The sequence below is a fragment of the Pseudomonas sp. R3-41 genome (assembly GCF_054161485.1).
Genome location: NZ_CP096421.1, coordinates 2,893,172 through 2,919,965, shown reverse-complemented (window position 1 = coordinate 2,919,965; position 26,794 = coordinate 2,893,172). Strand labels below are relative to the sequence as shown.

General features: G+C 59.9%; 21 protein-coding genes. 8 read left to right on the top strand and 13 right to left on the bottom strand.

From position 1 onward, the window contains the following. Positions 1-17: 17 nt before the first annotated feature. Both M1D99_RS13285 and M1D99_RS13280 read right to left on the bottom strand, forming a co-directional pair. A complete protein-coding gene (locus M1D99_RS13285) occupies positions 18-1,412 on the bottom strand; it encodes an OprD family outer membrane porin (RefSeq protein ID WP_434575788.1) in 1,395 nt (464 codons plus the stop codon). An 84-nt stretch (positions 1,413-1,496) separates the two neighbouring features. Continuing rightward, positions 1,497-2,786 (bottom strand): CitMHS family transporter, encoded by a 1,290-nt coding sequence (locus M1D99_RS13280; RefSeq protein WP_207965799.1) that lies wholly within the window; start codon positions 2,784-2,786, stop codon positions 1,497-1,499. A 260-nt stretch (positions 2,787-3,046) separates the two neighbouring features. Between M1D99_RS13280 and M1D99_RS13275 the strand changes: the two genes are divergently transcribed. Next, the gene (locus M1D99_RS13275; RefSeq protein ID WP_434575786.1) at positions 3,047-4,252 is read left to right on the top strand and encodes a citrate/2-methylcitrate synthase; all 1,206 of its coding nucleotides are present in this window, start codon (positions 3,047-3,049) and stop codon (positions 4,250-4,252) included. Between the two features lie 50 nt (positions 4,253-4,302). On the opposite strand, the gene M1D99_RS13270 is transcribed toward M1D99_RS13275, so the two are convergent. The 3 genes from M1D99_RS13270 to M1D99_RS13260 all read right to left on the bottom strand — a co-directional run bounded on the left by M1D99_RS13270 (position 4,303) and on the right by M1D99_RS13260 (position 7,475). Further along, complete coding sequence (locus tag M1D99_RS13270; RefSeq protein WP_186706263.1) at positions 4,303-5,676, bottom strand: MmgE/PrpD family protein; 1,374 nt, start codon at positions 5,674-5,676, stop codon at positions 4,303-4,305. A 78-nt stretch (positions 5,677-5,754) separates the two neighbouring features. After that, positions 5,755-6,063, bottom strand: a complete 309-nt coding sequence (locus M1D99_RS13265) for a DUF4387 domain-containing protein (protein WP_458131992.1) — start codon at positions 6,061-6,063, stop codon at positions 5,755-5,757. Next, a complete protein-coding gene (locus tag M1D99_RS13260) occupies positions 6,060-7,475 on the bottom strand; it encodes an acyclic terpene utilization AtuA family protein (protein ID WP_458131991.1) in 1,416 nt (471 codons plus the stop codon). Before M1D99_RS13260 ends, M1D99_RS13265 begins: the two co-directional genes overlap by 4 nt. Positions 7,476-7,766: 291 nt before the next feature. Here M1D99_RS13260 and M1D99_RS13255 point away from each other — a divergent pair, with 291 nt between their 5' ends. Then, positions 7,767-8,693: a LysR substrate-binding domain-containing protein gene (locus M1D99_RS13255; protein ID WP_434576440.1), complete on the top strand. Its 927-nt coding sequence runs from the start codon at positions 7,767-7,769 to the stop codon at positions 8,691-8,693. Between the two features lie 38 nt (positions 8,694-8,731). On the opposite strand, the gene leuD is transcribed toward M1D99_RS13255, so the two are convergent. From leuD to ydiJ, 3 genes are all read right to left on the bottom strand, one after another. Beyond that, on the bottom strand, positions 8,732-9,340 hold the full coding sequence (leuD, locus tag M1D99_RS13250) for a 3-isopropylmalate dehydratase small subunit (protein WP_434575782.1): 609 nt from the start codon (positions 9,338-9,340) through the stop codon (positions 8,732-8,734). A 3-nt stretch (positions 9,341-9,343) separates the two neighbouring features. Next, positions 9,344-10,765, bottom strand: coding sequence for a 3-isopropylmalate dehydratase large subunit (leuC, locus tag M1D99_RS13245; protein WP_434575780.1), 1,422 nt, complete (start codon positions 10,763-10,765; stop codon positions 9,344-9,346). A 297-nt stretch (positions 10,766-11,062) separates the two neighbouring features. After that, positions 11,063-14,125, bottom strand: a complete 3,063-nt coding sequence (gene ydiJ, locus M1D99_RS13240) for a D-2-hydroxyglutarate dehydrogenase YdiJ (protein ID WP_434575778.1) — start codon at positions 14,123-14,125, stop codon at positions 11,063-11,065. A gap of 157 nt (positions 14,126-14,282) precedes the next feature. Between ydiJ and M1D99_RS13235 the strand changes: the two genes are divergently transcribed. Continuing rightward, positions 14,283-15,185 carry a LysR substrate-binding domain-containing protein gene (locus M1D99_RS13235; protein WP_434575777.1) on the top strand — a complete coding sequence of 301 codons (903 nt, stop codon included), beginning with the start codon at positions 14,283-14,285 and terminating at the stop codon, positions 15,183-15,185. A gap of 1,107 nt (positions 15,186-16,292) precedes the next feature. On the opposite strand, the gene M1D99_RS13230 is transcribed toward M1D99_RS13235, so the two are convergent. The 4 genes from M1D99_RS13230 to M1D99_RS13215 form a co-directional block, all read right to left on the bottom strand. After that, complete coding sequence (locus M1D99_RS13230) at positions 16,293-18,032, bottom strand: OPT family oligopeptide transporter (RefSeq protein ID WP_458131990.1); 1,740 nt, start codon at positions 18,030-18,032, stop codon at positions 16,293-16,295. 420 nt (positions 18,033-18,452) lie between these two features. Continuing rightward, entirely contained in the window at positions 18,453-18,860 is a 408-nt protein-coding gene (locus M1D99_RS13225) for a VOC family protein (protein WP_458131989.1), read from the bottom strand. A gap of 23 nt (positions 18,861-18,883) precedes the next feature. Then, entirely contained in the window at positions 18,884-19,309 is a 426-nt protein-coding gene (locus M1D99_RS13220) for a YciI family protein (protein WP_458131988.1), read from the bottom strand. A 128-nt stretch (positions 19,310-19,437) separates the two neighbouring features. Further along, a complete protein-coding gene (locus M1D99_RS13215) occupies positions 19,438-20,457 on the bottom strand; it encodes a substrate-binding domain-containing protein (protein ID WP_186706275.1) in 1,020 nt (339 codons plus the stop codon). A gap of 366 nt (positions 20,458-20,823) precedes the next feature. Between M1D99_RS13215 and M1D99_RS13210 the strand changes: the two genes are divergently transcribed. The 3 genes from M1D99_RS13210 (at position 20,824) to M1D99_RS13200 (ending at position 23,207) form a co-directional block, all read left to right on the top strand. Continuing rightward, positions 20,824-21,216 (top strand): ester cyclase, encoded by a 393-nt coding sequence (locus M1D99_RS13210; RefSeq protein ID WP_434575770.1) that lies wholly within the window; start codon positions 20,824-20,826, stop codon positions 21,214-21,216. A 174-nt stretch (positions 21,217-21,390) separates the two neighbouring features. Beyond that, positions 21,391-22,647 carry an MFS transporter gene (locus tag M1D99_RS13205; RefSeq protein ID WP_434575768.1) on the top strand — a complete coding sequence of 419 codons (1,257 nt, stop codon included), beginning with the start codon at positions 21,391-21,393 and terminating at the stop codon, positions 22,645-22,647. Between the two features lie 149 nt (positions 22,648-22,796). Beyond that, the gene (locus M1D99_RS13200) at positions 22,797-23,207 is read left to right on the top strand and encodes an ACT domain-containing protein (RefSeq protein WP_434575767.1); all 411 of its coding nucleotides are present in this window, start codon (positions 22,797-22,799) and stop codon (positions 23,205-23,207) included. A gap of 21 nt (positions 23,208-23,228) precedes the next feature. Here the strand turns inward: M1D99_RS13200 and glcC are convergent, their stop codons facing one another. After that, positions 23,229-23,996, bottom strand: a complete 768-nt coding sequence (gene glcC / locus M1D99_RS13195) for a transcriptional regulator GlcC (protein WP_434575765.1) — start codon at positions 23,994-23,996, stop codon at positions 23,229-23,231. Positions 23,997-24,228: 232 nt separating this feature from the next. Here glcC and glcD point away from each other — a divergent pair, with 232 nt between their 5' ends. Together glcD and glcE are read left to right on the top strand one after the other, a co-directional pair. Then, positions 24,229-25,728, top strand: a complete 1,500-nt coding sequence (glcD, locus tag M1D99_RS13190) for a glycolate oxidase subunit GlcD (protein ID WP_458131987.1) — start codon at positions 24,229-24,231, stop codon at positions 25,726-25,728. Beyond that, positions 25,728-26,792: a glycolate oxidase subunit GlcE gene (gene glcE, locus M1D99_RS13185; RefSeq protein ID WP_458131986.1), complete on the top strand. Its 1,065-nt coding sequence runs from the start codon at positions 25,728-25,730 to the stop codon at positions 26,790-26,792. The genes glcD and glcE overlap by 1 nt, the downstream gene beginning before the upstream one ends. The last annotated feature ends 2 nt before the right edge of the window (positions 26,793-26,794 follow it).

Here is a 26,794-nt window from a genome sequence, read left to right as displayed (position 1 = left end):
CGATATATGTCCGGCAATCAAAATGCGTAATCCAGATACACCCGGGCTTCCGAGCCAGTGACCACGTTGTCGGGTTGAGCGGACACCAAGGCGACAAAGTCCTGGTCGATTCGGTAATCGATGTAAATCAAACCCACGGAAAGTCCGGAATACTCCTTTTCGTCGAAGCGATAATAAAGACGGTATTCGTTCTGCCGTTCGCGCACGTCGGTGCGTCGGCCACTGAAAGGGTCCGTGGCGTCAAACTCACCTTGCTTGTAAATGGTCATGACTTTAAAACCGTCCAGCGAAGCGCCTAATAACGAATGTCCGCTCAAGTCATATTCGGCGCCTATTTGCCAGGTGCGTTCGCCGTCGTTATTAAAGTCGTTTCCGGAACGTGTCCAGGCGTCCATCTTGCCGTCGACGTTATCACCATGATCGAAATAGGCGTAGCCCAGTCCGCTGGTCAACTCGGCTTTGGTCTCGGAAAATGAAACGCCCAAGCGAAGCTTATCGAGTAATAAACCTACATTGATGTTCAGCCACGTCGCGTCATCGTCATAAGCGGCCTCGCCGGCCTGCCAGTCGCGTTCCCAGATTCGCCCGGCTTTTTCAAACTCATAATATTGAGTATCCAATACAATGCCGGCTTTATCGCCGAGGGGTGCTTTCAGGGTCAGACCATAACGGGTGTTCTCATTGAAGTCCCGCGATACACCATGGTCGTAACCCAGTTCGATGGCCTTCAAATCGTATTTAATGCCGTAGGTGTAGAGGTCCTTTATTTCCTCTCCCGACTGGCTCAGCAGGTGTTCGAAGTCTTCCCGGTCCCGAGGAGACGTGCGGTTGATGTAGGCGGTTTCAAACCCCAACGTACCGGGCAGCGGGCCGATGCCCATCTCGGTGAAGTTCAGGTGGGCCCGGCCTCCTTGATAGGATCCCGGCACAATCCGGGTGTCGAGCGTGACCAACGTCCCCGCATCGAACCGGCCCCGGCCTATTTGCGAATCGGCGTTCCAGCCGTCGCCCTCGTAACGCAACTTGAAATAACCCTGGCCGACTTTTGCAAAGCCACCGTTAGTGCCATCGCTGTCGTCAAATAAATCCCGCCCATTGTCTTTGGAGTCGATCATCGCCACGCCATACAACGAGGCATCAAACCCTACAACGCCGGCCCAGTAACTGGAGTTATAGTCGAGGATCGCGCCAACCCCTGTCCCGCCCAACTCAGCGCCGTCCGGAAAACCACCAAAACGATCTTCGATCAAATCGTTGGATATCCGCGTATTGATATACATCGAGCGAAGATAAGCATTCAACTTGCCTTCATGCTGGAACCTGTCGGGGTTACTGATGGTTGCCGCAAGACAAACATCAGACACAAACAATGTCGACAGCAACGTCATAGCGACGGCGTTAATCGATTTCATCGACCACCTCATCTATTATTTTTATTTTGACGTGAGCAGACGCGAGCTGGCGTCCTTGAAACTTCGGCACAGAGAACTAACAGATCAGATAATCGCCCGGGTAATTACCGCCGTGACAATCAGGACAAGGCTGCTGCCTATGGCCCACAGCAGGCAATAGCGTTGCATATCACCCATGTCGCGCTTGATGATCCCGCTGATGAGATACACCGCGGCGACCAATGGGCTGAGTGCATGGACGGGCTGCCCCAATACTGACGCACGGGCTATATGCATCGGGTCGATACCATACTCGGCCCCCGCCGCCCCCAGTACCGGCAAGATGCCGAAGAAGAACGCGTCGTTGGACAACAGGAAGTTCAGCGGCAAGGCCACCAGTGCGGTAATGATGCCGAAGTATTGTCCGCCGCCGTCGGGAATCAGCTGGACGATTTTCCCCGACATGCCGTCGACCATTCCGGTGCCTGACAAAATCCCGGTGAACGCACCTGAAGCGAAGATCAGGGCGATGACCATCAGGACACTTTCAGAATGAGCCGCCACCCGCGCCTTCTGCTCCGACAGGCGTGGATAGTTGATCAACAGCGCCAGGGAAAAGCCCACCATCATCAACATGGGCAAAGGTGCCAGCCCTGTCGCCATTGCGTACATGAGCCCGGCGGTGAGCGCCAGGTTGACCCAGAACAGCTTCGGCCGCTGCGTTTCGGATTGCACGGTCGGCAAGGCGACCTCCTGCGGTGCAACGTCTTGGTGACCGGGCGTCCAGCCCAAGCGGCGCCGTTCCTTGCGGCCGATCCAGAACGCGACGACGAATGCATAGGCAAGCCCCGCGAACATGGCCGGTACCAGGCCCAGGAACATGTCCGCCACATCGAGATGGAGGGCACTGGCGGCGCGGGCGACCGGCCCTCCCCAGGGAATCAGGTTCACCACCGTATTGGTCAGCAGGAGCATCAACGCCAGAATGAGCGGGTTCATCCCAAGGCGCAGATAGAGCGGCAGGAATGCTGTGGTGACGATCAAGACCGTCGTCGCGCCATCCCCATCGAACGAGATCACAGTGGCCAACAGTGCGGTGCCCAACACAACGCGAAGAGGATCATTGCCGACAAACCGCAGAATCCGCCGTACCGCCGGCTCGAAGAGCCCGGCGTCAAACATGATTGCGAAATACAGGATTGCAAACATCAACATCAGTGCGGTGGGCGCTACTTGCTTGACGCCGCCCATCACCATCCCACCCAGTTCCGGCCCTGCCCCACTGGCCAGCCCGAAAGCAACCGGAATGAGGATGAGTGCCGTCACAGCGGACAGTCGCTTGCTTATGATCAATGCCATAAACGTGACGACCATTGCGAAACCTAACCAAGCCATGCGTTTCACCTTTTCGTTTTTATTGTTATCGACGCCATCAAAAATCAATGTGAACAACTTTTGCGCACTCGAAATCTACATAGGGGGTGAAAGCCTGTAAATCTTGATTTTTTTCGTCAATATTCGCCATCGACCGCGTCGGTTTGGACAAATGACTCAAGACGCAACAGAGAAAAAAATGCTGCTTTGTAGACATTGACGAAATGACCGTATACTTAATAAATATGTACGCCTTTCCAATCAACCTGCCCGGATTCGTCATGCCAGAACAAGAAGACCTCTACCTTTCGGCAGAAGAGGCGGCAGCCCTACTCGGAATCAGCCTGCCGACGCTGTACGCCTACGTCAGCCGCAAAAATATCCGCTCCCTCAAGATCCCGGGTACGCCCAAGCGCCGTTATTGGGCCGAAGACATCCAGCGCCTGGTCAAGCGTCCGGCGGGAGAGAAGCACGCGCCCAAGCGCTCGTCGCCGTCGGACAGCGCCATTACGCTGATCACCGATGATGGCCTGTTTTACCGGGGCCATGACGTCGTCGAGCTTGCTGACCGCGCAACGGTTGAAGACGTCGCCGAGCTGATCTGGCAAGTGCCGTCTGCGTTCGGCACGTCACTGCCCCGTGTGCCGAGGGACAGTGTCAAGCTGCTGAACATCTACGAACACATGTCCGCCCAGGAAAAAGCCATCGCGCTTTTCCCATTGGTCCAAAGAGAAAACCCCAAGGCCTTCGACCTTTCCACGGACAGCTACGCGCGTACTGGCGCCGATGTCGTCCGATGGTTTGCCGCCTTGGTGGTGGGCGCGACCGGTCCGAGCACGCAACCCTTGCATGAATTCATCACCCAGGCCTGCGGCGCCCCACCGGCGTACGCCGACCTGATCCGCCGCCTGCTGATCCTCAGTATCGACCATGAATTGGACCACACCGCCCATAGCGTGCGTGTCGCCGCCACGACCGGCGCCACCCCCTACTACGCGGTCATTGCCGGGCTTGCCGCAGCCCGGGGCCACAGAATCGCTTTTGGAAGAAATGAAGCCGCCAGCAGGATGATCGAGGAAATCTGCACCGCTGTAGACCCTGCGCGACCTATATTGCAGCGCTACAGCCAGGACGGACACATCGTCGGCTTTGGCCCCAATGTGCATGCCATCAACGATCCGCGCGCCAGCAATCTCATGGCGGCGTTGACGGTCGTCTTCGAGGGCGACAGCGAATTCGCAAAACTGCAAAAAGCGTTTGCGGTGGCCTCGGAACTCGTGGCGTACCCACCGGAATTCATCCTGCTGGTGAGCTTCATCGGCCAGAAGTTAGGGCTGCATGGACAGGAAATTTCATTGGCGGGGATCGGTCGCCTGATCGGCTGGATAGCCCATGCCAGCGAGCAATACAACCAGCACCACGACGCCCGTCCTCGCGCTCGTTACGTAGGGACGTTGCCTACGGCGAGCGAGACCGCCCGCCGTTAATCCCCGCTCGGTCGCGCCTCTGGGAAGCGCCCATTGGAGCGACAGACTGGCTATGAAACGGCCATCGCCGCAAACAGCGAGGTGAATTCGGTCTGCTTTTCGAGACCAGCAACGAAGCCGAGCACTTCAGCTTGTGCCGATGCGTCGATATGCGGCATGGCCATGCGCCGGAATTTACGTTCGAAATCGCCATCGGTCATCGGCGTTTCGACTGACCCGGGCCCGGTGATCATCTCACTCACGACTTGCTCGCCGGACACCAGGGTCACGCAGACACGGTTGGCCAGATGCCGTGGGAACAGTGCGGTCAACGCCGGATCCTCGACAACACTGACCTTGTCCATCAAGGCAATCGCCGCCGGGTCGGCAATCTTTTCAGGGCGATACGAATCCACCGTGATGTCGCCATCGAGCAAGGCCCGAGCCACGTTGTAGGGCAGGCTGTGATCTGCTGTTTCCCGGGTCTTCGGCAACCATTTTTCAGGCGTATCGGCCAACACCCGCCGGTTGAATTCAGACGTTGCGATCGTAATGGCAGCGATATCTTCCACGCCATCGATGCGCTTGCGGATATCCAGCGCAGCCCAGACGGCGGTGTGCAGCTCGCCATTGGTGGGAAATGTCTTGGTCAACGAGCGTCGTATGGCGTAGTCGCCATTGTCCGGCGTACCGAAACGACGGGTATCCAGATCGAACGAACCCGAAACCAGCTTGAAGAACCCCATCTCACCTTCAAACACCGGCGACGGTCCCGTCATGCCATGGCGCGCCAATTGGGCGGCGAAAATGGCGTTGCGCGCGGCGTTGGCGGCGGAGCAGCCCTTCCAGTCGGACAATGCTCCACTGCGCACCTGGCGCATGGCCAAGTGACCACTCACGGCAATGTTGATCGCCTGCTCCGTCTGCGCCACGTCCAGCTTCATCAGGTTGGCAGCCGCCGCAGCCATTGCGACGTTGATGTAATTGACGTGGTCCCAGCCCCGCTTGTTCAAGCTGGCCGCATCCTGCAAACGCATCTGGATTTCATAGGCCAGGACGATGGCCGAAATCAGCTCCGCCCCGGTTGCGTTTTCAGCTTGCGCCAGGGCGAGGCAGGCTGGGATGTTGTCACTGGGATGGCCGGGCTCCAGGCCCATATAACCGTCGTTATAGTCCAGGAAACGAACCATCAGGCCATTGGTGAACGCCGCGATTTCCGGGGTCGTTTGCAGGTGCGTGCCGAATACGCTGGATGATTTGGCGCGATTGGCGGCGGCGTAACACACCGCGGCCTTTACCGGGTCAGCTCCGTAGGCACCCAGCACGCACGCCAGGCTGTCGATAAAGCGCTGGCGTACGAGGTGGATGATCGCTTCGGGCAGGTGCTGTTTTCTGAATGCATGAGCATAGCGTGCAAGCCGCATCGCTACGGTCGAGTCCGTCATAAGTACCTCGGGTTGAATAGGTGGACCGGGCCTCGTCCATGAGGCGAACAGATCAAGGCGCGACGCGGTGCCGCCGTCTCAGTCGATGACCACGTCAAGCAAGCGGACGTATTGCTGGCCGGCATGCATGTCACGCTCGACCATGCCGCCTTGTGGCGTTGCACGGGGATAAGAAATCTTGACCATTTCCAGGTCCGGCACTGCAATGCGCTTGACCCGTTCGGGATCGGTGCCGTAGAGCCTGGCAAATTGCGCCGGGGAAAGTGCGGCGCAATCGGCATAACGCTCGAAATTTTCGCGGCCACTGAAAAAGACATCGAACGTAATCCAGAACGGCCCCGCTTGTTTGGAACGGACATGCCGGCAAACATCACGCAACTTGATCATTGTGCAAGCTCCTTCATCGCCATTGGCGTGTCCGACAAATCGATCCATTCAAGACGTACCAACGCCATGGGATTCTCAAGTTGCACCACATGGTTCAACTTGAACTCATAAATCTGGCCTCGGGGTATATCCGCCGGTGTAAAGGCGAATCCATACGAAGGTAATTCCTTGCCCATGACACTGGGGTAATGAAAGAAGTAAGGATTGCACGCATGGGCAATGGTATTGGCTATTTCCTGAGTCGCGGCAGTGGCAACAAACAACATGCCTATCTCAGTTGGCGGTAATGTTCCGACAGGCGGTTTTACCCCGGTGACACCATTCCATCCATACATCCGCAAGGAAATATGAAACTCACCCAACTCTTCGGCTGGAATGGACTGACGGGTTCTTGTGTAAAGCGCTTCCAGCAGCCGATCGTGAAACCCATCGACATCGTTGAGCACATCCGGGTCCTGGATGCCCACCAACATGATCGTTTGATATAAACCGGCGGCGGCCCCTTCCAACTTCATCGTGTAGGGCATCGTTTCCCAGCGCGAGCCTTCTACCCGAACGGCACGCCCATTCAAATCGGCATAACGCGCCTGGGCAACATTCAAGATACCGCCAGGCTCCACCAACCGGAACGGGTCGCTGTTCTCATACAGCATATGGGCCGAGACGCTATGGGGCGTGCACTGGTTGTCCTGGCTCAACGGCTCCACTTCGAAGCCATTGGCATCAATACTCAGCAAGATCCCCGATCCAAGCGTGGGGTTGACGGCGCACTGCACGCCGCATTCGCCCGTCTTGCCGGCATGCCAGGACGGCCCCCACGGCGCGCCTTTCCAGATGGGATAACAGGCGATGACGGCGGTGTCGGTCGCGCGGCCGGCCAATATGATATCGGCACCGCCATCCAGGGCGGCGATAAAGGGTTCTACTCCCAATGCCGCGACAATGTGCTCACAGCTGTCCACCGTTGTATCTTCCAGCTCGGCATGAGGCGGGAGCGGCTTGATACGACCTTCGGCATTGAGCTTCTTGATGATGTCCTTGTCTTGCTCACAGTAGATAAGTGCGATTTTCGGCGATACGCCCAACTCCTTGGCGATTTCCAAGGCGATATCACGGGTCCAGTCCAGATTGAGGTCACCGCCCGCCTGCCCAGCGGTCCCCACAATGATCGGTACGCCGGATCGCGCCTGCGCTTTCATTAATATCGTCAGGTCACGCTTTACTGCGCCTCGGTTGTTCTTGGACTTTCCAAGTGCAAGATAGGCCGCGCCGCTATCCGTTGAACCTGCGTCCGTGGCGATTACTTGCGCGCCAGCAGCCAATCCATAAACAATTTCTTCTTCTCGAACACCCGCCCCCAAAGAACCACAGGGAACGATCACTTTTACGCAACCTTCAAATAACTGCGCCATGACAACCTCTTTCAGATCACTCAGTGCGCCAATAATAATGGCTGCAATTGCGCTGACAAGTGGACAGAATTTATCCATATATCATTAACAAACACACTGTAACTTTGGCACTCCAGGCATAACCCGATTAATATCGCGCCAGAGCGCCAGACCCATTTTTTATTTTCAAGCGGGTGTGTTAAAAACTTGCCTGAGGGGCGCCATCGATGGGCATTTTCATTGCAGCGCATGAACGTTTGGCGCCTACATCGCAAACTGACTCCGACAATTATGATTGGAATAGTCCAGACCATGAGACGCAAGCCTCACCCTCGAGAACAATCCCTGTTGCCGGAGGACCTCCGTGTATTCCTCGCCGTGATCCGGAAAAATGGCTTTGGCAATGCTGCCGAGGCCTTGGGGTTTTCCCCGGCCTATGTCAGCAAGCGGATCTCCGTCCTTGAGGCCGCGTTGGGCGCGAAGCTGTTGCATCGCACGACCCGGCGTGTCGCGTTGACCGACGACGGCGAACGTGTCCGCGTCTTCGCAACGCGACTGCTGGGGGATATGGATGACTTCATCAGCGAGTTGACCGACTCCCGCCAGCAATTGCAGGGGAGTTTGCATATCTGCAGCTCTTTCGGTTTTGGTCGTAACCACGTCGCACCCGCGATTGCCGCGCTTTCGCAGCGGTACCCTCGACTGGAGATTCGCCTGGACGTATTTGATCGCATGGTCGATATCGTCAATGAAGGCTTCGATCTCGAAATCAGGGTGGGCTACGACCTTCCCCAACAACTTCTGGGAAAAAAACTCGTGAGTAACCGCAGGGTGCTCTGTGCAACCCCCGGGTACCTGGAAAAGCGCGGCATCCCGACCTCCCTGGAGGATCTGGCCCGGCATGATTGCCTGGTGCTCAAGGAGCATAACAACGCCTTTGGCATCTGGAACCTGACAAAAGACGGCATTGAAGAATCCATCCGCGTCACCGGCCCACTTTCATCGAACAATGGCGAGATTGTGTTGCGCTGGGCCTTGAGTGGCGCAGGCATCATCCTGCGCTCGTTGTGGGACGTGAAGCCCCTGCTTGAAAGTGGACAACTGGTTCATGTGCTGCCCGATCATGCCCAGAGTGCCGATGTCTGGGCCGTCTACCCGACACGGCTCAGCCAGTCCGCCAAGCTAAGGGCCTGCATCGAATTCTTCGAAGCGCATTTCAAGGCCCTCGCCCTCGCTTGAGCGCCCGGCAGCGGTGGCGGGCAGGTGCGCCTGGGCACTCAGTCCAGCCACGGATTGTCTGCGTAGTGACGCGCTTCGAAATCACGAATCTGTGCCGCCCGCTGCAAGGTCGCGCCGATGGCGTCCAACCCCGACAGCAACGATTGCTTGCGTAGCGCATCGATGGTGAACTCGATGACCGAGCCCTCACTCAGCCAGATCCGCTGATTCGGCAGGTCGACGCTGATCGTCGCGGTAGCCCCATGGCTCACGACGCGAGCCAGTCTCTGTAACTGCGATTCGCACAGCTGTATCGCAAGCACGCCGTTACGCTGACAGTTGTCATAGAAAATACCGGCAAAGCTTGTCCCGATCAGTGCTCGAATCCCCAGTTGCTTGAGCCCCCATACCGCATGCTCGCGGCTGGAGCCACAGCCAAAGTTGGGCCCGGCCACCAGGAAACTGGCCCCGCTCCAGGCCGGTTGGTTGAGGATGAAATCTGGATTGGGTTCGCCGGACTCAAGGAAACGCAGGTCAAAAAACACGCCTTTATCCAACCCGCTTCGATCGATCCCTTTCAAGAACTGCTTGGGCATGATGACGTCGGTATCGATGTTGGAAGCGAGCAAAGGCGCGGCTTTTCCAGTCACGGTTTCAAAAGGTTGCATGGTTCAAATCTCCTCGGCCAATAGGCGTACGTCGGTCAGGCGACCACGGATGGCCGCTGCGGCAACCATCGCCGGGCTCATCAGGTGGGTCCGGGCGCCCGCCCCCTGACGACCTTCAAAGTTTCGGTTGGTGCTGGACGCGCAACGATCGCCCGCGGCAAGCACGTCGTCGTTCATGGCCAGGCACATCGAGCATCCGGACTGACGCCATTCAAAACCGGCTTCGAGGAAGATCCTGGCCAAGCCTTCCTCTTCAGCCTGGGCACGCACCTGGGTTGATCCGGGAACGATCATCGCCCGTACGGTCGAGGCGACTTTCCTGCCTTCCACCACCCGTGCTACGTCACGCAAGTCTTCGATGCGCGCGTTGGTGCATGAGCCGATGAACGCATGGCTGATCGGCACGTCACTCAACGCCATGCCGGCTTCCAGCCCCATGTAGGTCAAGGCGCGCTGCATGCCCTGGCGCAGGATCGGATCGGCAATGGTCGCCGGGTCCGGAACCCTGCCACTGACGGGCGACGCCTGGTCCGGGCTGGTTCCCCAGGTCACCATCGGCGCCAACCCATCCACGTCCACCCGCACTTCGCTGTCGAACACCGCACCTTCATCGGTGAAGAGCTCGCGCCACTTTTTTTCCGCGGCATTCCAGTGCTCGCCTTGAGGCGCACGGGGCTTGGACTTGAGGTAGCCATACACTTTTTCATCGGGCGCCATGAAGGCTCCCCGGGCCCCGGCCTCCACCGCCATGTTGCAGATCGTCATGCGCGCCTCGACGCTCAATGCACTGATGGCCGGACCGGTGAATTCGATGGCGTACCCGGTCGCGCCTGACGCGCCAATCCTCTCGATCAGCGCCATGATGATGTCCTTCGAGGTGACGCCCATGCCCAGCGTGCCGGTGACCGTGACCCGCATGGTTTTCAGCCGCTTGTAGACCAATGTCTGCGTGGCCAACAGATGCTCGATTTCAGAAGTGCCAATACCAAAACCAAACGCACCCAGGGCCCCGTAGGTCGTGGTATGGCTGTCGCCCGCGGCCACCACCATACCCGGCAAGATAAAGCCCTGCTCCGGCGCGACCACATGCTCGATCCCCTGACGCTTGTCCAGCACATCGAAAAGCTCGATACCAAAGTCCCGGCAGTTCTCCTCGAAGTACGAGACCTGCAAGGCCCCACCGGCGTCAGGCATGGCCGCGATACGGGTCGGGCTGGTCGGGTTGACATGGTCGACGACCGCCAGCGTCGCGCGAGGACGCCAGACGCCCCGCTTCGCCTCGCGAAGCCCGCTGAAGGCTTGAGGGCTGGTGTATTCGTTGGCCACCTGGCGGTCGATGTAGAGCAATACATGCCCTTGATCGTCCAGGGTCGCGACGGTGTGACTGTCGATGTGCTTCTGGTAGAGGGTACGAGGGCTGTTCATTGCGATGCGCTCTGTGGTGCCGGGTCACGGATGCACAGAGCATATTCGCAATGAAAAACCCATCAATGGCCTTTAGGTGATGGTATGGAACACGATTCGTGAACAATGGACGTATTCAACGACGTGCATTCCGGCCTGTGGCGAGGGAGCTTGCTCCCGCTGGGCTGCGTAGCAGCCCCATAACGTCCGCCGCCATAGTGTCAGGTCGAGCCTTTTTGGGCGCGCTACGCACGCCAGCGGGAGCAAGCTCCCTCGCCACGGGTTTGTCGCCAGCCTTTGAGTGAGCGGTATCGCCTCTTATCCGCGCTCGACCGACACCTCTTTCACGCGCGCCAACAGAACCTGCAGAGGATGCAGCACGGTAATACCCTCTTGGCGCTTCACCTGGCTGCGGCAGGAATACCCGTCGGCAACCACCCGGCCCGACTGATTGAGTTTTTGCAGGAGCGGCTTCCAGGATTGCCCGTAGATCGTGTCGGACGTTCCTGCGTTTCGCGCTTCATGCCCGTAGGTGCCCGACATCCCGCAGCAGCCGCTGGCTTGCACGTTCAGCGCCAGGCCCATGCGCTGGAAGATTTTTTGCCATTGCCCGACGCTGCCCGGCTCATTGGTTTTTTCCGTGCAGTGCGGCAGGAAGTGGTAAGGCTCGTCCGCCTTCACAGTTTGATCGTTCGGCAGCGCATCGATCAGCCATTCCTGCGCAAGCATCACCTGGGGAGCGTTGCCGGTGGTCAGTGTCTTGGCGTACTCCTGTCGATAGACCAGGGTCATCGCCGGATCGAGCCCCACCAATGGAACGCCATACTGCTGGAGGCTGAGCAAGGTCTGGCCATTGAAGCTGGCGGCCTTCTCGAACGCCTTCAAGAAACCCTGCACCTGAAGCGGTTTGCCGTTGGGCGCGTACGGCGCCAGCAAGACTTTGTAGCCCAGCCTCGATATCAGCTCCACCCAGTCCACGAGCAAAGGCGTTTCAAAAAACCGGGTAAAGGCGTCCTGGACGAGGATGACGCTTTTCTCCCTCTGCTCGCCGCAAAGCGCTTCCAGGCGTTCAGGTGTTGCCACCTCCACGTCCCAGCGCCGGCATACGGCGGCAAAATCCACCAGGCTGAGCAGCGGGCTATCGACCATCCCGGCCACGCGTTCGAGCCCCCAGCGGATCGGCCGGGCGCTCATCACGAAGTTGTACAGGCGCGGCATCCTGGCGAGATAGGGAACCGTGTATTCCAACGAGCCAATCAGGTAATCCTTGAGGGGACGCAGGTAGCGGCTGTGATAAAGCTCCAGAAAACGCGAGCGGAACTCCGGCACATTCACTTTGACAGGGCATTGGCCCGCGCAGGATTTGCAGGCCAGGCAACCGGTCATCGCTTCGTAGACTTCATGGGAAAAATCCGCCTGGCCCATCTTCCGGGCCAGGCTATTCACGGCCCGACGCGCAACACCCTGGCTCCTGCCAGCCCCTCGAACCCGATCGCTGGCCGCCAGCACATCGACACCCTGCTCGCCCTGCAACCTCAGCCATTCCCGGATCAGCGAGGCGCGTCCCTTGGGCGAGTGAATGCGATTGCGTGTGGCTTTCCAGGACGGGCACATGGCGTCATCCGGATCGAAGTTGTAGCACGCGCCATTGCCATTGCAATGCACCGCCGTGTCATAGCTTTGCCAGACACGTTCATCAATGGTGCGATCCAGGGCACCGCGCAGCTCCACTTCGTCGACACGGGTCAGTCGAGCGTCTGGAACCGTGCCCGGGGTGGCGATCTTGCCTGGGTTGAGTTGGTTGAAGGGATCGAAAGCCGCCTTCAGCGCTTGCAGCGCCGGGTACAAATCGCCGAAGTAATCGGGCACGTATTGCGACCTCAAGCCCTTGCCATGTTCGCCCCACAACAGCCCGCCATACTGTTGTGTCAAGGCCGCGACCGCATCGGAAATCGGCCGGATCAAGGCGGCCTGGGCGGGATCCTTCATGTCGAGGATCGGGCGCACATGCAGGACGCCGGCGTCGACGTGACCGAACATGCCGTACTGCAAGTCATGGCTATCGAGCAGCGCGCGGAACGCCTGGATGAAGTCCGCCAGGTTTTCAGGCGGAACCGCGGTGTCTTCGACAAAGGGCTGGGGCCTGGCCTCGCCCTTGACGTTACCCAATAAGCCCACGGCACGCTTGCGCATCGCATAGACACGCTTGAGCGCATCGGCGCCAATCGCCAGGGTGTGGCCCAAGCGGACAACCGAAGTATCGCGCTGCAGGTGCAGGACGAATTCATGGACCTGCTGCTGGACCGCCGCTTCGTCGTCGCCACTGAACTCAATGAGATTGATCCCCAGCGTCGGTGTATCGGGGTCTTCAGGGAAATACTCGGCGACGCCGTGCCAGACAATGTCCTTCATCGCCAGCATCAGCACTTTCGAATCCACGGTCTCGATCGACAGCGGTTTCATGGCCATCAACGCCTTGGCATCACGCAAGGCATCCATGAACCCGGCGTAACGCACATTCACCAGAATGGAGTATTGGGGGATGGGCAGGACGTTCAGCTTGGCCTCGACGATGAAGCCCAGGGACCCTTCAGAGCCGCAAAGCACGCTGTTCAGATTGAAGCGCCCATCGGATTCGCGCAGATGGGCCAGGTCATAACCGGTCAGGCAGCGGTTGAGTTTCGGAAAGGTGTCCCTGATCAGCTCGGCGTGGGTATCGGCGATATCCACCGCGCATTTGTAGACGTCCCCCACTCGATCCTGGCGTTCGACCAGGGCCGGCAAAAGCGCCGCGTCGATAGCTGAACTGTCGAGACGATGACCGCCAAGCAGAACCGTCGAGAGTTCGAGAACGTGATCACGGGTCTTGCCATAGGTGCAACTGCCCTGGCCACTCGCATCCGTGTTGATCATGCCGCCGATAGTGGCGCGATTCGAGGTCGAGAGTTCTGGCGCGAAGAACAGGCCGTAGGGTTTGAGGGCTGCGTTCAACTGATCCTTGACCACGCCACTTTGGACCCTGGCCCAACGCTCCTCGACGTTGATCTCCAGGATGTTATTCAGATGACGGGAAAGGTCGACCACCACGCCATCGGTGAGCGATTGGCCGTTGGTGCCAGTGCCGCCACCACGCGGCGTAAGCACCACCGCGCGGTGGGCGGGCTCGGCGGCCAAGCGGGACAGGATCATCACGTCCTGTTCATCCAGGGGAAAGACCGCCGCTTGGGGCAGGCGCTGGTAGATGGAGTTGTCGGTGGCCAAGACCGTCCGGTCGCCATGGTCGCGGGCAATCTCGCCTTGAAACCCCGCCACTTTGAGCGCATTCAGAAAAGCGTCATAGGTCGCTTTCTGGGGATCAAGAGACGATAACCGGGCAATCATGATGTTTTCCTACAGGCTGAAAAGCTAATCTATGCATTCACATTACGTATGCTCGGCACGAGACGTATCGAGCAGCTGCACAAGGTTTTCATGATTCTTGCCTTCCTGTACGGTTGGAGCAAACGTAATTCCTGTTGGCTTTGCATGAGCTTTATGAATGAACCCTAGACGCCTGACGCCTTCGATGTCGCTGCTGGTTGCCTTTGAGGCCGCCGCGCGCCATTGCAGTTTCACCAAGGCAGCGGAAGAACTGGCATTGACCCAAAGCGCCGTCAGCCGGCAGGTACAAACCCTGGAGGCGCAACTTGAGATCGAACTCTTCCGCCGCGAAGGCCGAAAGATTGAATTGACCGCCGCTGGCGCGCTGTATCAGCACGAACTGGCGGCCGCGCTGGGACGGATTCGAAGCGCAACGTTGCAGGCCATCTCGTACAAGAACGACAGCGGCCCCTTGAACCTGGCCGTCCTGCCGACCCTCGGTTCCAAATGGCTGCTGCCGCGGATGCATGAGTTCTATGCCAAGCACCCGGACCTGCTGGTGCACATACATTCGCGGATCCTCCGCGAGGACGTCCAATCTTCCACCCACGACATGAACGCAATCATCTGCGCAGGTTCGGGAGAGTGGCCCGGCTACGTTTCACATCAGTTGCTCAGGGAAAAACTGGTGGTGATTGCCAGCCCGACCGCATTGCCCGAGTACCGGGCCATGTCGCCGGCCAATGTTGCCGAGCATGCCTTGTTGAACGTCGTATCGAGGCCCGGTGTCTGGTCGGATTGGTTTGACCAGCACAACGTCGATCACCGCACCATGCGCTCCGGCCCGAGCTTCGAACTCACCGCCCACCTTATCCAGGCCGTGTCGGCGGGGATCGGGATTGGGCTGGTTCCGCAAATCCTGGTGCAGGATGAACTGAAAAGCGGCGATCTGGTGGCGTTGTTCGAACCGATGGAAAGTGGGCGCAGCTATTACCTGGTCTACGCGACCCGATACCAGCACTTGCCGGCCTTGAAGGCCTTCAGTGCCTGGCTGCTCTCGTTGCCGTTTCCCGATAACTGAGTTCGGCCCTTCAGGGTTCAGGCTGATCCCCTGTGGGAGCGAGCCTGCTCGCGATAGCCGTCTCAGGGTTTTGCTGACTGGGGGGTACATATCCATTATTTGTGTAACGACCACTTAGGGTTCCGCCCTGACGGCGGGTCACTTTTGAGAAGCGCAAAAGTAACCAAAACGCTTTTGCCCCACCACTCGGCCCCTCGCTAAGGCTCGGTGTGCCCTCACTCCGGCATTGCTCCGTGGGCCGCCGCGAAGGGCCATCCATGGCCCAGCGCGGCTAACCCGGCATCCATGCCGGGTTACCCACTCCACAATGCCTGCGTTCGGCCAGCGTGGTTAACGGGGCGCCCGAGATCAACATCCCCACGAGGCGGCCTTATAGCCGACCTAGCTCTCACGGTCGTACACCCGTCAGATCTGTGGGAGCAAAGCTTGCTCGCGAGGCGGCCTGACAGCCGACCTATTGCTCCGGCCATACCCCCCGATCCAACTGTGGGAGCGAGCCTGCTCGCGAAGGCGGCCTGACAGCCGACCTATCTCTCCGGCCATACCCCGATCCAACTGTGGGAGCGAGCCTGCTCGCGAAGACGGCCTGACCGCCGACATGTCTCTCCCGCCGTACCCATCCCACCCCGGATGACGCCAACTTATTGGCACAAAACCCAACCAACTAAAAATATATTAATACAGTGACAGATTCCCGACGCGCGGTACTGATGTGCCATTGCTGGGGACTTGAACCGAAGCTCATCATCCGCAGGCAATCACCGCTAAACGTTTGGGCCGCCGACCTGGGCTACAGGATGTATCACTCGCATCACGCAATGGAGCAACACCGAGATGATGACTGTCTATTTTGTTGTGATGACGATCTGCAGTGGCTACGAAGGCTGTGTCGATGAACGACAACCAGGGCCAACCTTTGCTTCCAAGGCAATGTGCATGGAGACGGCCAGAGTCATGGCGCCGCGCAAAGGGGTGAAGTTCAAGTGTCGCAAAGAACGTACATGGGTGGCCGATGGGGCACGGCCAGTAGAAGGTTACGACAAAGTTGTCACCACCAAGAGCCTAGGCCAACCTTAGCATTACGACTTTTCTCGCCGACAACCCCCATCAGGTCCCAAGCATCTGCCACAACGACGCCCCCACCCCGGTAATGCTCTCCCCGGCAATCAACCCCGCCGCCGCAGTGATGGCGAAGCGTTCGGTGAGGCTCGGCCAGCGACAGCTCACCAGCCATGTCAGCACCGCGCCGAGGGCCATCATCAAGGACACCGAGGCCGGCAGGACGAAGGCCAGGCCCAGGGCCGCCGTGCTTGGCAGGTAGCGGGCCCGATGCGCCGGCAACAAGCTATCGAGAATCCCCAACGACACACCGACCAGACCGCCGATGAAAATCGCCCAGCGAATGCTCGCTGACAATGAATCCAGGCCCAGGGTCAGGGTCTGCGCCACGGCCTTCCAGGTGGCGACCGCCGGGGCCGGCCACTCTTCGGTGAGCAGCATGGTCTGCGGGTCCGGGATCAGCGCCAGGTAGGCCAACACGCCGACGATGCTGCCGATGAAAATCCCCAGGATCTGGGCGACCACCTGCTTGCGCGGCGTGGCGCCAATCGCCCGGCCGACCTTGAAGTCGTTCATCAAATCGGTGCACTGCCCGGCCGAACCACCGGCGGTATTGGCGCTCATCAGGTTGATCGGTACCTGGCCCGGGGCGACGATGCCGAAGCTCAACTGGGACAACTGCCCAATGGCCCCGATCGGCGGAATGCCCGTGGCACCGACCACCCGGGCTGCCACCGCCGCCAGGCAGATTGCCAAGGGAATGGTCAACAAGGCCATCCAGGCGTTAATGCCGAACAACAGCACTTGCAGGCTGACCACCAGGATGATCGACAGGGCGAAACCGGCCGCCGGCCCAGGCTTGGGGATCGTCCAGATCGCCCCGCCGCCCGCCTTGGTCGAGCGGTGCAATGCCCACAAGCGAATCGCCAGTGAGGCCAGGGTCGAGCAGACCATCAGGCTCACTCCCGGCCATAACAACCACTCAACCAGCGCCGCGAATTGCGGGCCGCTGCTACCGCTCGGCAGCTGCACCAGGCCTTGCTCCAGCAACCACGGCGCCAACCCGCCCCACGCCAGCAAGGCGCCGAGCAGCAGGGTCAGGCCCACGCGAATACCGATGATCCCGCCAAACCCCACCAACAGTAGCGAAGGGTCCGCGGTGAACGTCAGGCGTTCCAGTTGAGCGGTCGGAGACCAGCGCGGGATAGCCCATATGAACGTATCGACCGCCTTGACCAGCCCGGACAGCATCGCGGCGCTGAGCAGCACTTTCAAACGCGTCGCGGCTTCGTGGCCGTGGTTGTAGATGTGCAGCAACGTTTCCAGGGTCGCCATGCCTTCGGGAAATTTCAAAGCCTTGTCATTGAGCAGCGAGGGACGCAGGTACCAGGCAATCCAGATCCCGAGGAAACTCACCGAAAAGACCCAGGCCACCATGGGAATGGCCTCCAACTGCTGGCCCGTCAGCAAGGTGTAGGCCGGGATGGGCGCGACCAGCCCACCGGAAATGATCGACGCGGCGGCAGAGGCCACGGTCTGGTTGATGTTGCTTTCGTGCAGCGTCCAGGGCAAACGCCCCACCGATCGGCTGGCCAAGCCCTGCCAGATGCCATAGCCGATCAGCAAGGCAATGATCGACATGTTGAACGACCAACCGATCTTCAACCCGGCGTAGACATTGGACGGTGTCAGCAGGATACCGAGGACAATCCCCGTACTGACCGCACGCAGACTGAGCTCGCGTTCGAGGACGGCGTTTAAGGGGAAGGTGGATGAGGTTGAGTGCATGCGAGGTCCTTGTCGGCACTGGGGGCAGCCACCAGATTCAGGCTGATTCCCTGAGTGATGCGGTTTTACTTAGGGAAAACGATGAACCTGTGGCGAGGGAGCTTGCTCCCGCTTGAGTGCGAAGCGCTCACAAAAAAAAGGGCCGCTGCGCAGCCCAGCGGGAGCAAGCTCCCTCGCCACGGTTTGTCTACAGCCTTAATTGAACAGCCCATACGGATCGCTTCAGCAAACGGGCACAGCCAGGATCACTTGAAGCGGCAGCTTAATAAGTGAACGCAGGATCGGCGCAAGGTTCACACGACGGAGGCAAACCCTGGCGAGCGTGCTCGCCAGGATCGTCCATCCAAGGGCGGGAAGTGAGGCGTGTCGCGGGCGCTGCCAACGGCCAGGCAACGCATCGCAGCCAAAGCAGTGTTCGACTTATTGCCGGCCCTCGCAGTTGATCATCCAGGCAATCCCGAAACGGTCTTCGAACATGCCAAAGCGTTCCGCCCAGAAGGTCGTCGCCAAGGGCATCTCCACTTGGCCGCCCGCGCTCAGGCCTTTGAACAGCCGCTCGGCCTCCTCCACACTGTCGACGTTGAGGGAAACCGACACCCCTTGCGGCTTGTTATACGGCTGGCCCGGCGGGCAATCGGAGGCCATCAGGCTGAAATGGCCCACGGTCAGGCAGGCGTGCATGATCAAGTCCGGGTCCTTGGGCATGCCGACATCCTCAGGCGCCTCGGCAAAGGACATGGAAAACAGCTCGCCGCCAAGCACGTCCTTGTACAACGCAAAGGCTTCCTTGCAGCGACCGTTGAAAGTCAGGTAAGGGATGATTCTCATGGTGGGTCCTCCTGTAGGCGGCTTCACGATTGACTGGACAGCTGCGCCCGCAAGCGTGCTTCCTGCTCGCGCAACTCGGGGGTGAAGGTTTCGCCGAATTCCTCAAGTTCGAAGATCTGGCGGATTTCGATTTCACTGTCGCTGACCATCGGGTTCGGGCAGCGCTTGACCCAGTCGATGGCCTCCTGCAACGACTGGACCTTGAAGATCCAGAAGCCGGCGATCAGCTCCTGGGTTTCGGCAAAGGGTCCGTCGACAACCGTCCGGTCCTTGCCGGAAAACTGCACGCGTACGCCCTCGACGCTGGGATGCAGGCCTTCACCGGCGAGCATCACCCCGGCCTTGACCAGTTCTTCGTTGTAGGCGCCCATGGCGGCCAGCAGTTCTTCACTGGGCATTTCTCCGGCTTCCGACTCCGGACTGGCCTTGACGATCACCATAAATCGCATGCTCGTATCTCCTGAGAATGGATGGATCAAGCCGTCGGTGTGGCGGCTCTACGGACTAATCGAATGGCAATGGCCGAAATCGACAGGTCGACGCCATTTTTTTCGATACGCCGTGAAGTTACGTCCGCTCAGGGATTCCATTGGAATCGATAGATGTCTCGATAACCATTGCTTGGGTCGTACAACAACTTCTTCCCGCCGTCGAAAGCGATATTGTCGGCATTGACCAAGTGAACCGGTGCCACGAAGCCACTCACCGGCTGGCCGGCCATCAGTCGGTTCAATTCATCGATCACCTGCCAGCCATGCACGTTCAGCGGTTCGGCCACGGTGACGGTCTGGTAGTTCTTTTCCTGGATGCGCAAGAACGCCGAAGCGCTGCCGTCACCGGCCGACAACAGGCTGATGCCATCGCGGGGGATCGCGGCGCTGGCCAAGGTCGCCACCGCGTAATCGAAATAGATATCGTTGATGGCCAGCGTGTGGGTCCAGCGCTTGCCATGGCGCTGCAGCAGCTGCGTGGTGATCGCCGGCATTTTCTCGCGACTTTCGGAGATTGCGACATCGCGCACTTCTAGCAACGAGCAGTCCCGACAGGCCCGAATCACGTTTTCCATGGCCTTGGCTTTCGCCATGGCAATGCTGTACCTGGAGTCGGTCAGGATGACCACGCCGGCTTTTCCGTTCGACTGCGCCACTGCCGCCATGGCCGTGATGCGAGCCACTTCGAGCGGATCGGTGGTGACGTTCATGGCCATCGGCGTACCGTCAATCGCCCCGGGCTTTTCCCCGGCGTGCCAGCCCACCACCGGCACGCCCTTGTCGGCGAAGACGGCCAGCGCCGCCTTGTTTTCAAGGGCATCGGCACCGCACAGAATGAGGCCATCGGGGTTCGCCGCCAGCGCATCGGCAAAGGCCTTTGCACGCCCGTCCGGGGACCCGGCGCCATCGAATACCCTCAGCGTCCACCCCATCGCCTTGGCGGCCTCGCGAGCACCTTGGGCAACACCGACAATACCGCCGTTGCGCATATCTTCTGCGACAATGGCAATGCTCTTGCCGCGCTGGGCGCGCGGGCCGGTTTCAGGACCGCTCCAGGGCACGGCGCCGAGGGTGGCCTTGGCAACCATTTCCTGCGCTTGAGCCACTGTCACCGTGGCATCCGTTGCCGCTGGCAGGTTCTGGCCGTATCCGGGCGTTGCCGTGAAAAGGCAGAAAACCGTCATTGAAACTGTCTTGAGCAACCGGGACCTGGTCAAACAGGTTCGATCACCGCGTGTGGTGCCGGGTCTGGAGCCGATGGCGCGATCATAATGGGTCATGGCGTCTCTTTTTTTTGTGGAGGCAGTGTTCAGATTCAATGTCCGCAAGGATAGTCGCTTCTGTTGGCATCGGCCCGAAAGGGAAACGGCAAGTTTGTAACATCCCCCCAGCCCCGGGCCTCGCGAAGAGCAGCCCGACGCTGCAGCATGACTATGCTCTGGAGACAGTCACGTAACGGAGCGTCAGTCCCCATGACTTCAAATCTGGCCGATATTTATACCGATTACATCGCCTGCCTGAATGCGCAGGATTGGGACAACCTGGGCCTTTTTGTGCATCAGCAAGTGATTCACAACGCGAGACCATTAGGGTTGCATGGCTATCGAAGCATGCTGGAAGCGGATTATCGGGACATCCCCGACTTGCGCTTTGAAATCGAATGCCTGGTGGTCGACCCACCCCGGTTGGCGGCTCGCCTGGTATTCAATTGCACGCCGGCTGGGGAGTTCCTGGGGCTTGCGGTCAATGGCGCACGGGTCGCCTTCACGGAAAACGTCTTCTACGCGTTCGAGGACGGCAGGATCCGCGAGGTCTGGTCGATTATCGATAAGCAAGCGATCGAGGCTCAGCTCCCATCCATATAGAGGAGTGCTCCAGCGCTGCCAGTTGCAACGCCCCGCGCATCGTACCCGTAGGCAACGGCATCGCGGAAAACCAAATCCAAGAAGCAATCGCGCTCGACATCCATTATTCGACGCACCCCGAAGTGAGGGACCTGTCGGGCGCATAGCCTGTGAGCCACTCTGGAGGAGATGGCGATGACACGCACCCGTTTTTTTGGAAAAACCGTATTGGCCTGCACGTTCATCCTGGCGATGATCGGTTGGGGGATCGGCTTCTACGGGCCGCCGATCTACATGCAAGCGGTCATGGAGCGCACGGGTTGGCCGATCGCCGAGGTCTCGACCGCCGTGACCGTGCACTTTCTCAGCGGCACGCTAGTCATCGCCAACCTGCCACGTCTTTATGCACGCTTCGGCATGCCCACCATCACCCTGCTGGGCAGCATCGTCCTGGGCATCGGTGTGAACACCTGGGCTCAAGCCAACCAGCTCTGGGTGTTGTATGCCGGCGCCGTCTGCTCGGGTATCGGTTGGGTGACATTGGGGGCCGCAGCCGTTAACACCCTGATCGCCCCGTGGTACGTCAAGGAAAGACCCAAGGCTTTGGGCAAGGCCTACAACGGCGCCAGCCTGGGGGGCGTGATCTTTTCGCCGCTGTGGGTGTGGCTGATCGAGCGCTTCGGCTTTGCCGCGGCGGCGCTGGCGATCAGTGTCGTCGCCGTGCTGCTCATCGGCGCCTTCGCCTTCCTGGTCTTCAACAAAAGCCCACAAGGCTTGGGACAGCATCCCGACCACGCAGACCAGCCGGAACCGGTGCCGGCCAGCGCCAGCGCCAGCGCCGCGCCATGGACCGCCCTGCAGACGCTCAGGTCGGCCAGTTTCCGTAGCCTGGCGGCCGGCATGTCCCTGGGCCTGTTCGCCCAGATCGGCTTGATCGCGCACCTGTATTCGATGCTGGTGGGACGCATGGGCGCCCATGACGCCTCGTTCGCCATGGGCCTGGCCACCGCCAGTGCGATGGGCGGGCGATACGTCGCCGCACGCCTGATGACCCAGGGTATGAACCGCCGGCAGCTGGCCTGTCTCGGGTATGCCATCCAGATGCTGGGCACACTGATGCTTCTGGGCCTGGACCTGCACCCGACGGTGGCCTGGATAGCCGTGGTGCTGATCGGTTCGGGCATTGGCAATGCGACGTCCTTGCCGCCCCTCATTGCCCAGGTCGAATTCAGCCGTGAACACACCGCCAGGGTGATCGCCCTGATGGTTGCGATCAGCCAGGCCACCTATGCCTTCGCCCCAGCCTTATTCGGCCTGTTGCGCACCATCTCCATCGATCCGAATCACGCCATCGTCGCCGTCGTGGCAGCAGCCGTCACCGTGCAGGTGCTCGCCATCGTGTCATTCTATCGGGGCGTATCCGCTCGCCCCTTCAAGAAAGCCGTTTGCTGACCCTATTCCCCCGGGGCGTTGGAGACCTGTACACCGGCATCGAAACCCGTCTCGTATTACTTTTGCTTATCCATCATCAGCACTATGAACAGCACCTGCCGAAAAACTCCTTGAGAATGCCCGCTTATCCATCAATCAGGTGAATCGACATGTCAGGCGAAAAATCGATAGCGAAACTGCTCAGCGGCATGCGCCCCTCACTCAATGAAGGCGATTACGTTTTCTGCTGCGTCGCTGACCCGAACTTGGTCAAAGGCGAAGAGGTGCTTGGCAGCTTCCGCGAAAAAGAAGGCCTGACGGTGATCATCGAACGCAGCAGGGCCTTGGCCTTGGGCCTGCACTTCGACTACGTCGCCGCCTGGATCACCTTGACCGTCCATTCGGCCCTGGATGCCGTGGGCTTGACCGCAGCCTTCGCAACGGCCCTCGGAAATGCCGGCATCAGTTGCAACGTCATCGCGGCTTACTACCACGACCATATCTTCGTGGGGCGGGAAGATGCGCAGCGGGCGATTGAGGTGTTGGAAGCGCTGGCTCGATCGGGAGGCTGCGACAGTTGACGGTGATTCCAGAGACTGAACCTACGCCCACCCCTCAAGCCGCAACGTCGCCCGCACCAGGCGTTGTTCTTCGTTTTCGATTTCCTTGAGGTGTTCGCAGATGCTCTGGATGTGGGCGATGGCGGCCTTGCGCGCCTGCTCCGGCAGGCGACCGGTCACGGCGTTGTAGAGCCGGGCGTGTTGGCGGTCGATCTGACGCTTCTGCGGTTCTCGGTGGTAGAGGTTGTTGACCGAGGCAAACACTGAAGTGAGCAACAAGTCCGTCAGCGAACGCAAGGTTTGCACCAGCACCGGATTGTGTGAAGCCTCGCAGATCGCCAAGTGAAACGCATGGTCGAGCCGGGCCTGGGCGCTGGCTTCCAGGGACCGGTCGTGGGCATCGAGCAAGGCCTCGTAGCTGCGGGTGATAAGGACGAAATCCGCCTCGGTCCCGCGCAACGCCGCCAGACGCGCGGACTCGCCCTCCAGCAGGCTGCGGACCTCGAACAAGTCATAAAGCGTGCGTGGCTGTGAGCTGAACAGATGCATCAGCGGCGAGGCCAAGCCGTGCCCGGACAGGTCTGCCACGAATGAGCCCTTGCCTTGCTCGGTCTTGATGATCCCGCGCGCGCGTAGCAGCTTCAGTCCCTCGCGAAGGGCGGTGCGCGAGACGCCAAGTTTTTCCGTCAGCCGCCGCTCCGAAGGCAACAACTGCCCGGTCTTGAGCACACCGTCGACAATCAGGCGCTCAATGCGTTCACAGACCACGTCGGCGACCTGCGGGTTACGGCTGGTTTCTGCGCTGTCCATTGAATCTCCAACTGGTATGACCAGCTTCGGAACAGGGTCTACGCCCATCAAACCCACTCAATAAATCATTGTTTATTAAATAATTTATTCGACCGACAAAAACAACCTGATGAATAAACTGGTTCGACCAGCCCAACAGCCCATAGACAGTAGAACGCCCCGGGCCAATGATGCAAGTCAGCCGTATCGGAACAGACCTCTCATAAAAACAACTGAGTGTCGGCCACGTACCATGAACATTCTCTACGATGAACGTGTCGACGGCGCCCTGCCTGACGTCGATAAAAACGCGCTGCTACAGGCCCTGCAAGCCCAGCTGCCGGACCTGGAAATCCTGCATCAGCGCGAAGCACTCAAGCCGTACGAATGCGACGGGCTCTCTGCTTACCGCACCACGCCCATGCTGGTGGTGCTGCCGCGCCACGTCGACGAGGTCCAGGGCGTGCTGCGGCTCTGCCATGAGCGCAAAGTGCCTGTCGTCGCCCGTGGCGCGGGCACCGGATTGTCCGGCGGTGCGCTGCCGTTGGAGAAAGGCGTGTTGCTGGTAATGGCGCGCTTCAACAACATCCTGCACATCGACCCCGCCGCCCGTACCGCGCGGGTTCAACCGGGCGTGCGCAACCTGGCGATTTCCCAGGCGGCCGCGCCGTTCGGCTTGTACTACGCGCCGGACCCTTCCTCGCAGATCGCCTGTTCCATCGGCGGCAATGTCGCGGAGAACGCCGGTGGCGTGCATTGCCTCAAGTACGGGCTGACCGTGCATAACCTGCTCAAGGTCGACATCCTCACCGTCGACGGCGAACACTTGACGCTGGGTTCCCAGGCCCTCGACTCGCCCGGGTTCGATCTGCTGGCATTGTTCACCGGTTCCGAAGGCATGCTCGGGGTGATCACCGAGGTCACGGTCAAGCTGTTGCCTAAACCGCAAACGGCCAAAGTGCTGCTGGCGGCCTTTGATTCCGTTGAAAAGGCCGGTCGCGCCGTGGGTGACATCATTGCCGCCGGCATCATCCCGGGCGGCCTGGAAATGATGGACAACCTGGCCATTCGCGCCGCCGAAGACTTCATCCATGCCGGCTACCCAGTGGACGCCGAAGCCATTCTGTTGTGTGAACTCGACGGCGTGGAGGCCGACGTCCACGACGACTGCAACCGCGTGCGCCAGGTATTGGAACAGGCCGGCGCCACCGAAGTACGCCAGGCTCGCGACGAGGCCGAGCGCGTGCGTTTCTGGGCCGGACGCAAGAATGCGTTTCCGGCGGTGGGCCGCCTCTCGCCGGATTACTACTGCATGGACGGGACGATCCCGCGCCGGGAGCTGCCCGGTGTGCTGCGCGCCATTGCGGCGTTATCGGCCGAGTATGGCCTGCGGGTCGCCAACGTTTTCCACGCCGGCGACGGCAACATGCATCCGCTGATCCTGTTCGATGCCAATCAACCGGGCGAGCTCGATCGCGCCGAAGCCTTGGGCGGCAAGATTCTTGAGTTGTGCGTGGAGGTTGGCGGCAGCATCACCGGTGAGCACGGTGTCGGCCGCGAGAAAATCAACCAGATGTGCGCGCAATTCAACAGCGATGAGCTGACCGTGTTCCATGCCGTCAAAGCCGCGTTCGATCCGAGCGGGCTGCTAAACCCCGGCAAGAACATTCCGACGCTGCACCGCTGCGCCGAGTTTGGCGCCATGCACGTTCATATGGGGCAGTTGCCCTTCCCCGACCTGGAGCGTTTCTGATGGGCAGCGCACAGGATTTCGACGACAGCGCAGCGCTGCTGGAACAGGTCAACCAGGCGCTGGAGAACGCCACCCCGCTGCGTATCCAGGGCGCCAACAGCAAGGCATTTCTTGGCCATAGCGTGACAGGTGAAATACTCGACACCCGCTCGCACCGGGGCATTGTCAGCTACGACCCGACTGAATTGGTGATCACCGCTCGCTGTGGCACGCCATTGGCAGAATTGTCCGAAGTGCTCGACGCGTCGCAGCAGATGCTGCCTTGCGAACCGCCCGCCTTCGGTGAAAACGCCACCGTCGGCGGCATGATTGCCTGCGGCCTCTCAGGGCCACGGCGTCCCTGGTCAGGCTCGGTGCGCGACTTCATCCTCGGCACACGGGTCATCACGGGACAAGGCAAGCACTTGCGCTTCGGCGGCGAGGTCATGAAGAACGTCGCCGGCTACGATCTGTCGCGCCTGATGGCCGGCAGCTATGGCTCGCTTGGCGTGGTGACCGAGGTGTCCCTCAAGGTCCTGCCAAAACCGCGACAGACCTTGAGCATCAGCCTGGAGATGGACGCCGCCCGGGCCTTGTTGCGCCTGGCGGAATGGGGCCAGCAACCGCTGCCGATCAGCGCCGCGTGTCACGATGGCCAACGCCTGCACCTCAGGCTCGAAGGCGGCGAAGGCTCGGTGGCGGCGGCCCATGACCGTTTGGGCGGCGAACGGCTGGACTCTGCGTACTGGCAAGACCTCAACGAACATCGGTTGAGTTTCTTCGATGAGGACCTGCCTCTTTGGCGCCTCGCCCTGCCCCATGACACGCCTCGGCTGCCCCTGCCGGGCGTGCAATTGATCGATTGGGGCGGCGCCCAGCGTTGGCTCAAATCCGCGGCCGAAGCGACCTTCATTCGCTCGGTCGTGGAGAAAGTCGGCGGGCATGCGACCTGCTACACCCCTGGCCTGATCGACAGCCCCTTCCAACCGCTGCCCGACGCCCTGATGCGCTATCACCGGAACTTGAAGCGTCAACTCGATCCACGGGGCCTGTTCAACCCAGGGCGCCTGTACGCGGAGCTTTGAAC

Coding starts and splice junctions, on each gene's coding strand:
- glcD (WP_458131987.1), top strand. CDS start 24,229: ATGAACATTCTCTACGATGAACGTGTCGACGGCGCCCTGCCTGACGTC.
- M1D99_RS13280 (WP_207965799.1), bottom strand. CDS start 2,786: ATGGCTTGGTTAGGTTTCGCAATGGTCGTCACGTTTATGGCATTGATC.
- glcC (WP_434575765.1), bottom strand. CDS start 23,996: ATGGACAGCGCAGAAACCAGCCGTAACCCGCAGGTCGCCGACGTGGTC.
- M1D99_RS13285 (WP_434575788.1), bottom strand. CDS start 1,412: ATGAAATCGATTAACGCCGTCGCTATGACGTTGCTGTCGACATTGTTT.
- leuD (WP_434575782.1), bottom strand. CDS start 9,340: ATGCAACCTTTTGAAACCGTGACTGGAAAAGCCGCGCCTTTGCTCGCT.
- M1D99_RS13225 (WP_458131989.1), bottom strand. CDS start 18,860: ATGAGAATCATCCCTTACCTGACTTTCAACGGTCGCTGCAAGGAAGCC.
- ydiJ (WP_434575778.1), bottom strand. CDS start 14,125: ATGATTGCCCGGTTATCGTCTCTTGATCCCCAGAAAGCGACCTATGAC.
- M1D99_RS13275 (WP_434575786.1), top strand. CDS start 3,047: ATGCCAGAACAAGAAGACCTCTACCTTTCGGCAGAAGAGGCGGCAGCC.
- M1D99_RS13230 (WP_458131990.1), bottom strand. CDS start 18,032: ATGCACTCAACCTCATCCACCTTCCCCTTAAACGCCGTCCTCGAACGC.
- M1D99_RS13220 (WP_458131988.1), bottom strand. CDS start 19,309: ATGCGATTTATGGTGATCGTCAAGGCCAGTCCGGAGTCGGAAGCCGGA.
- M1D99_RS13255 (WP_434576440.1), top strand. CDS start 7,767: ATGAGACGCAAGCCTCACCCTCGAGAACAATCCCTGTTGCCGGAGGAC.
- glcE (WP_458131986.1), top strand. CDS start 25,728: ATGGGCAGCGCACAGGATTTCGACGACAGCGCAGCGCTGCTGGAACAG.
- M1D99_RS13260 (WP_458131991.1), bottom strand. CDS start 7,475: ATGGCGCAGTTATTTGAAGGTTGCGTAAAAGTGATCGTTCCCTGTGGT.
- M1D99_RS13235 (WP_434575777.1), top strand. CDS start 14,283: ATGAACCCTAGACGCCTGACGCCTTCGATGTCGCTGCTGGTTGCCTTT.
- leuC (WP_434575780.1), bottom strand. CDS start 10,765: ATGAACAGCCCTCGTACCCTCTACCAGAAGCACATCGACAGTCACACC.
- M1D99_RS13205 (WP_434575768.1), top strand. CDS start 21,391: ATGACACGCACCCGTTTTTTTGGAAAAACCGTATTGGCCTGCACGTTC.
- M1D99_RS13200 (WP_434575767.1), top strand. CDS start 22,797: ATGTCAGGCGAAAAATCGATAGCGAAACTGCTCAGCGGCATGCGCCCC.
- M1D99_RS13270 (WP_186706263.1), bottom strand. CDS start 5,676: ATGACGGACTCGACCGTAGCGATGCGGCTTGCACGCTATGCTCATGCA.
- M1D99_RS13210 (WP_434575770.1), top strand. CDS start 20,824: ATGACTTCAAATCTGGCCGATATTTATACCGATTACATCGCCTGCCTG.
- M1D99_RS13265 (WP_458131992.1), bottom strand. CDS start 6,063: ATGATCAAGTTGCGTGATGTTTGCCGGCATGTCCGTTCCAAACAAGCG.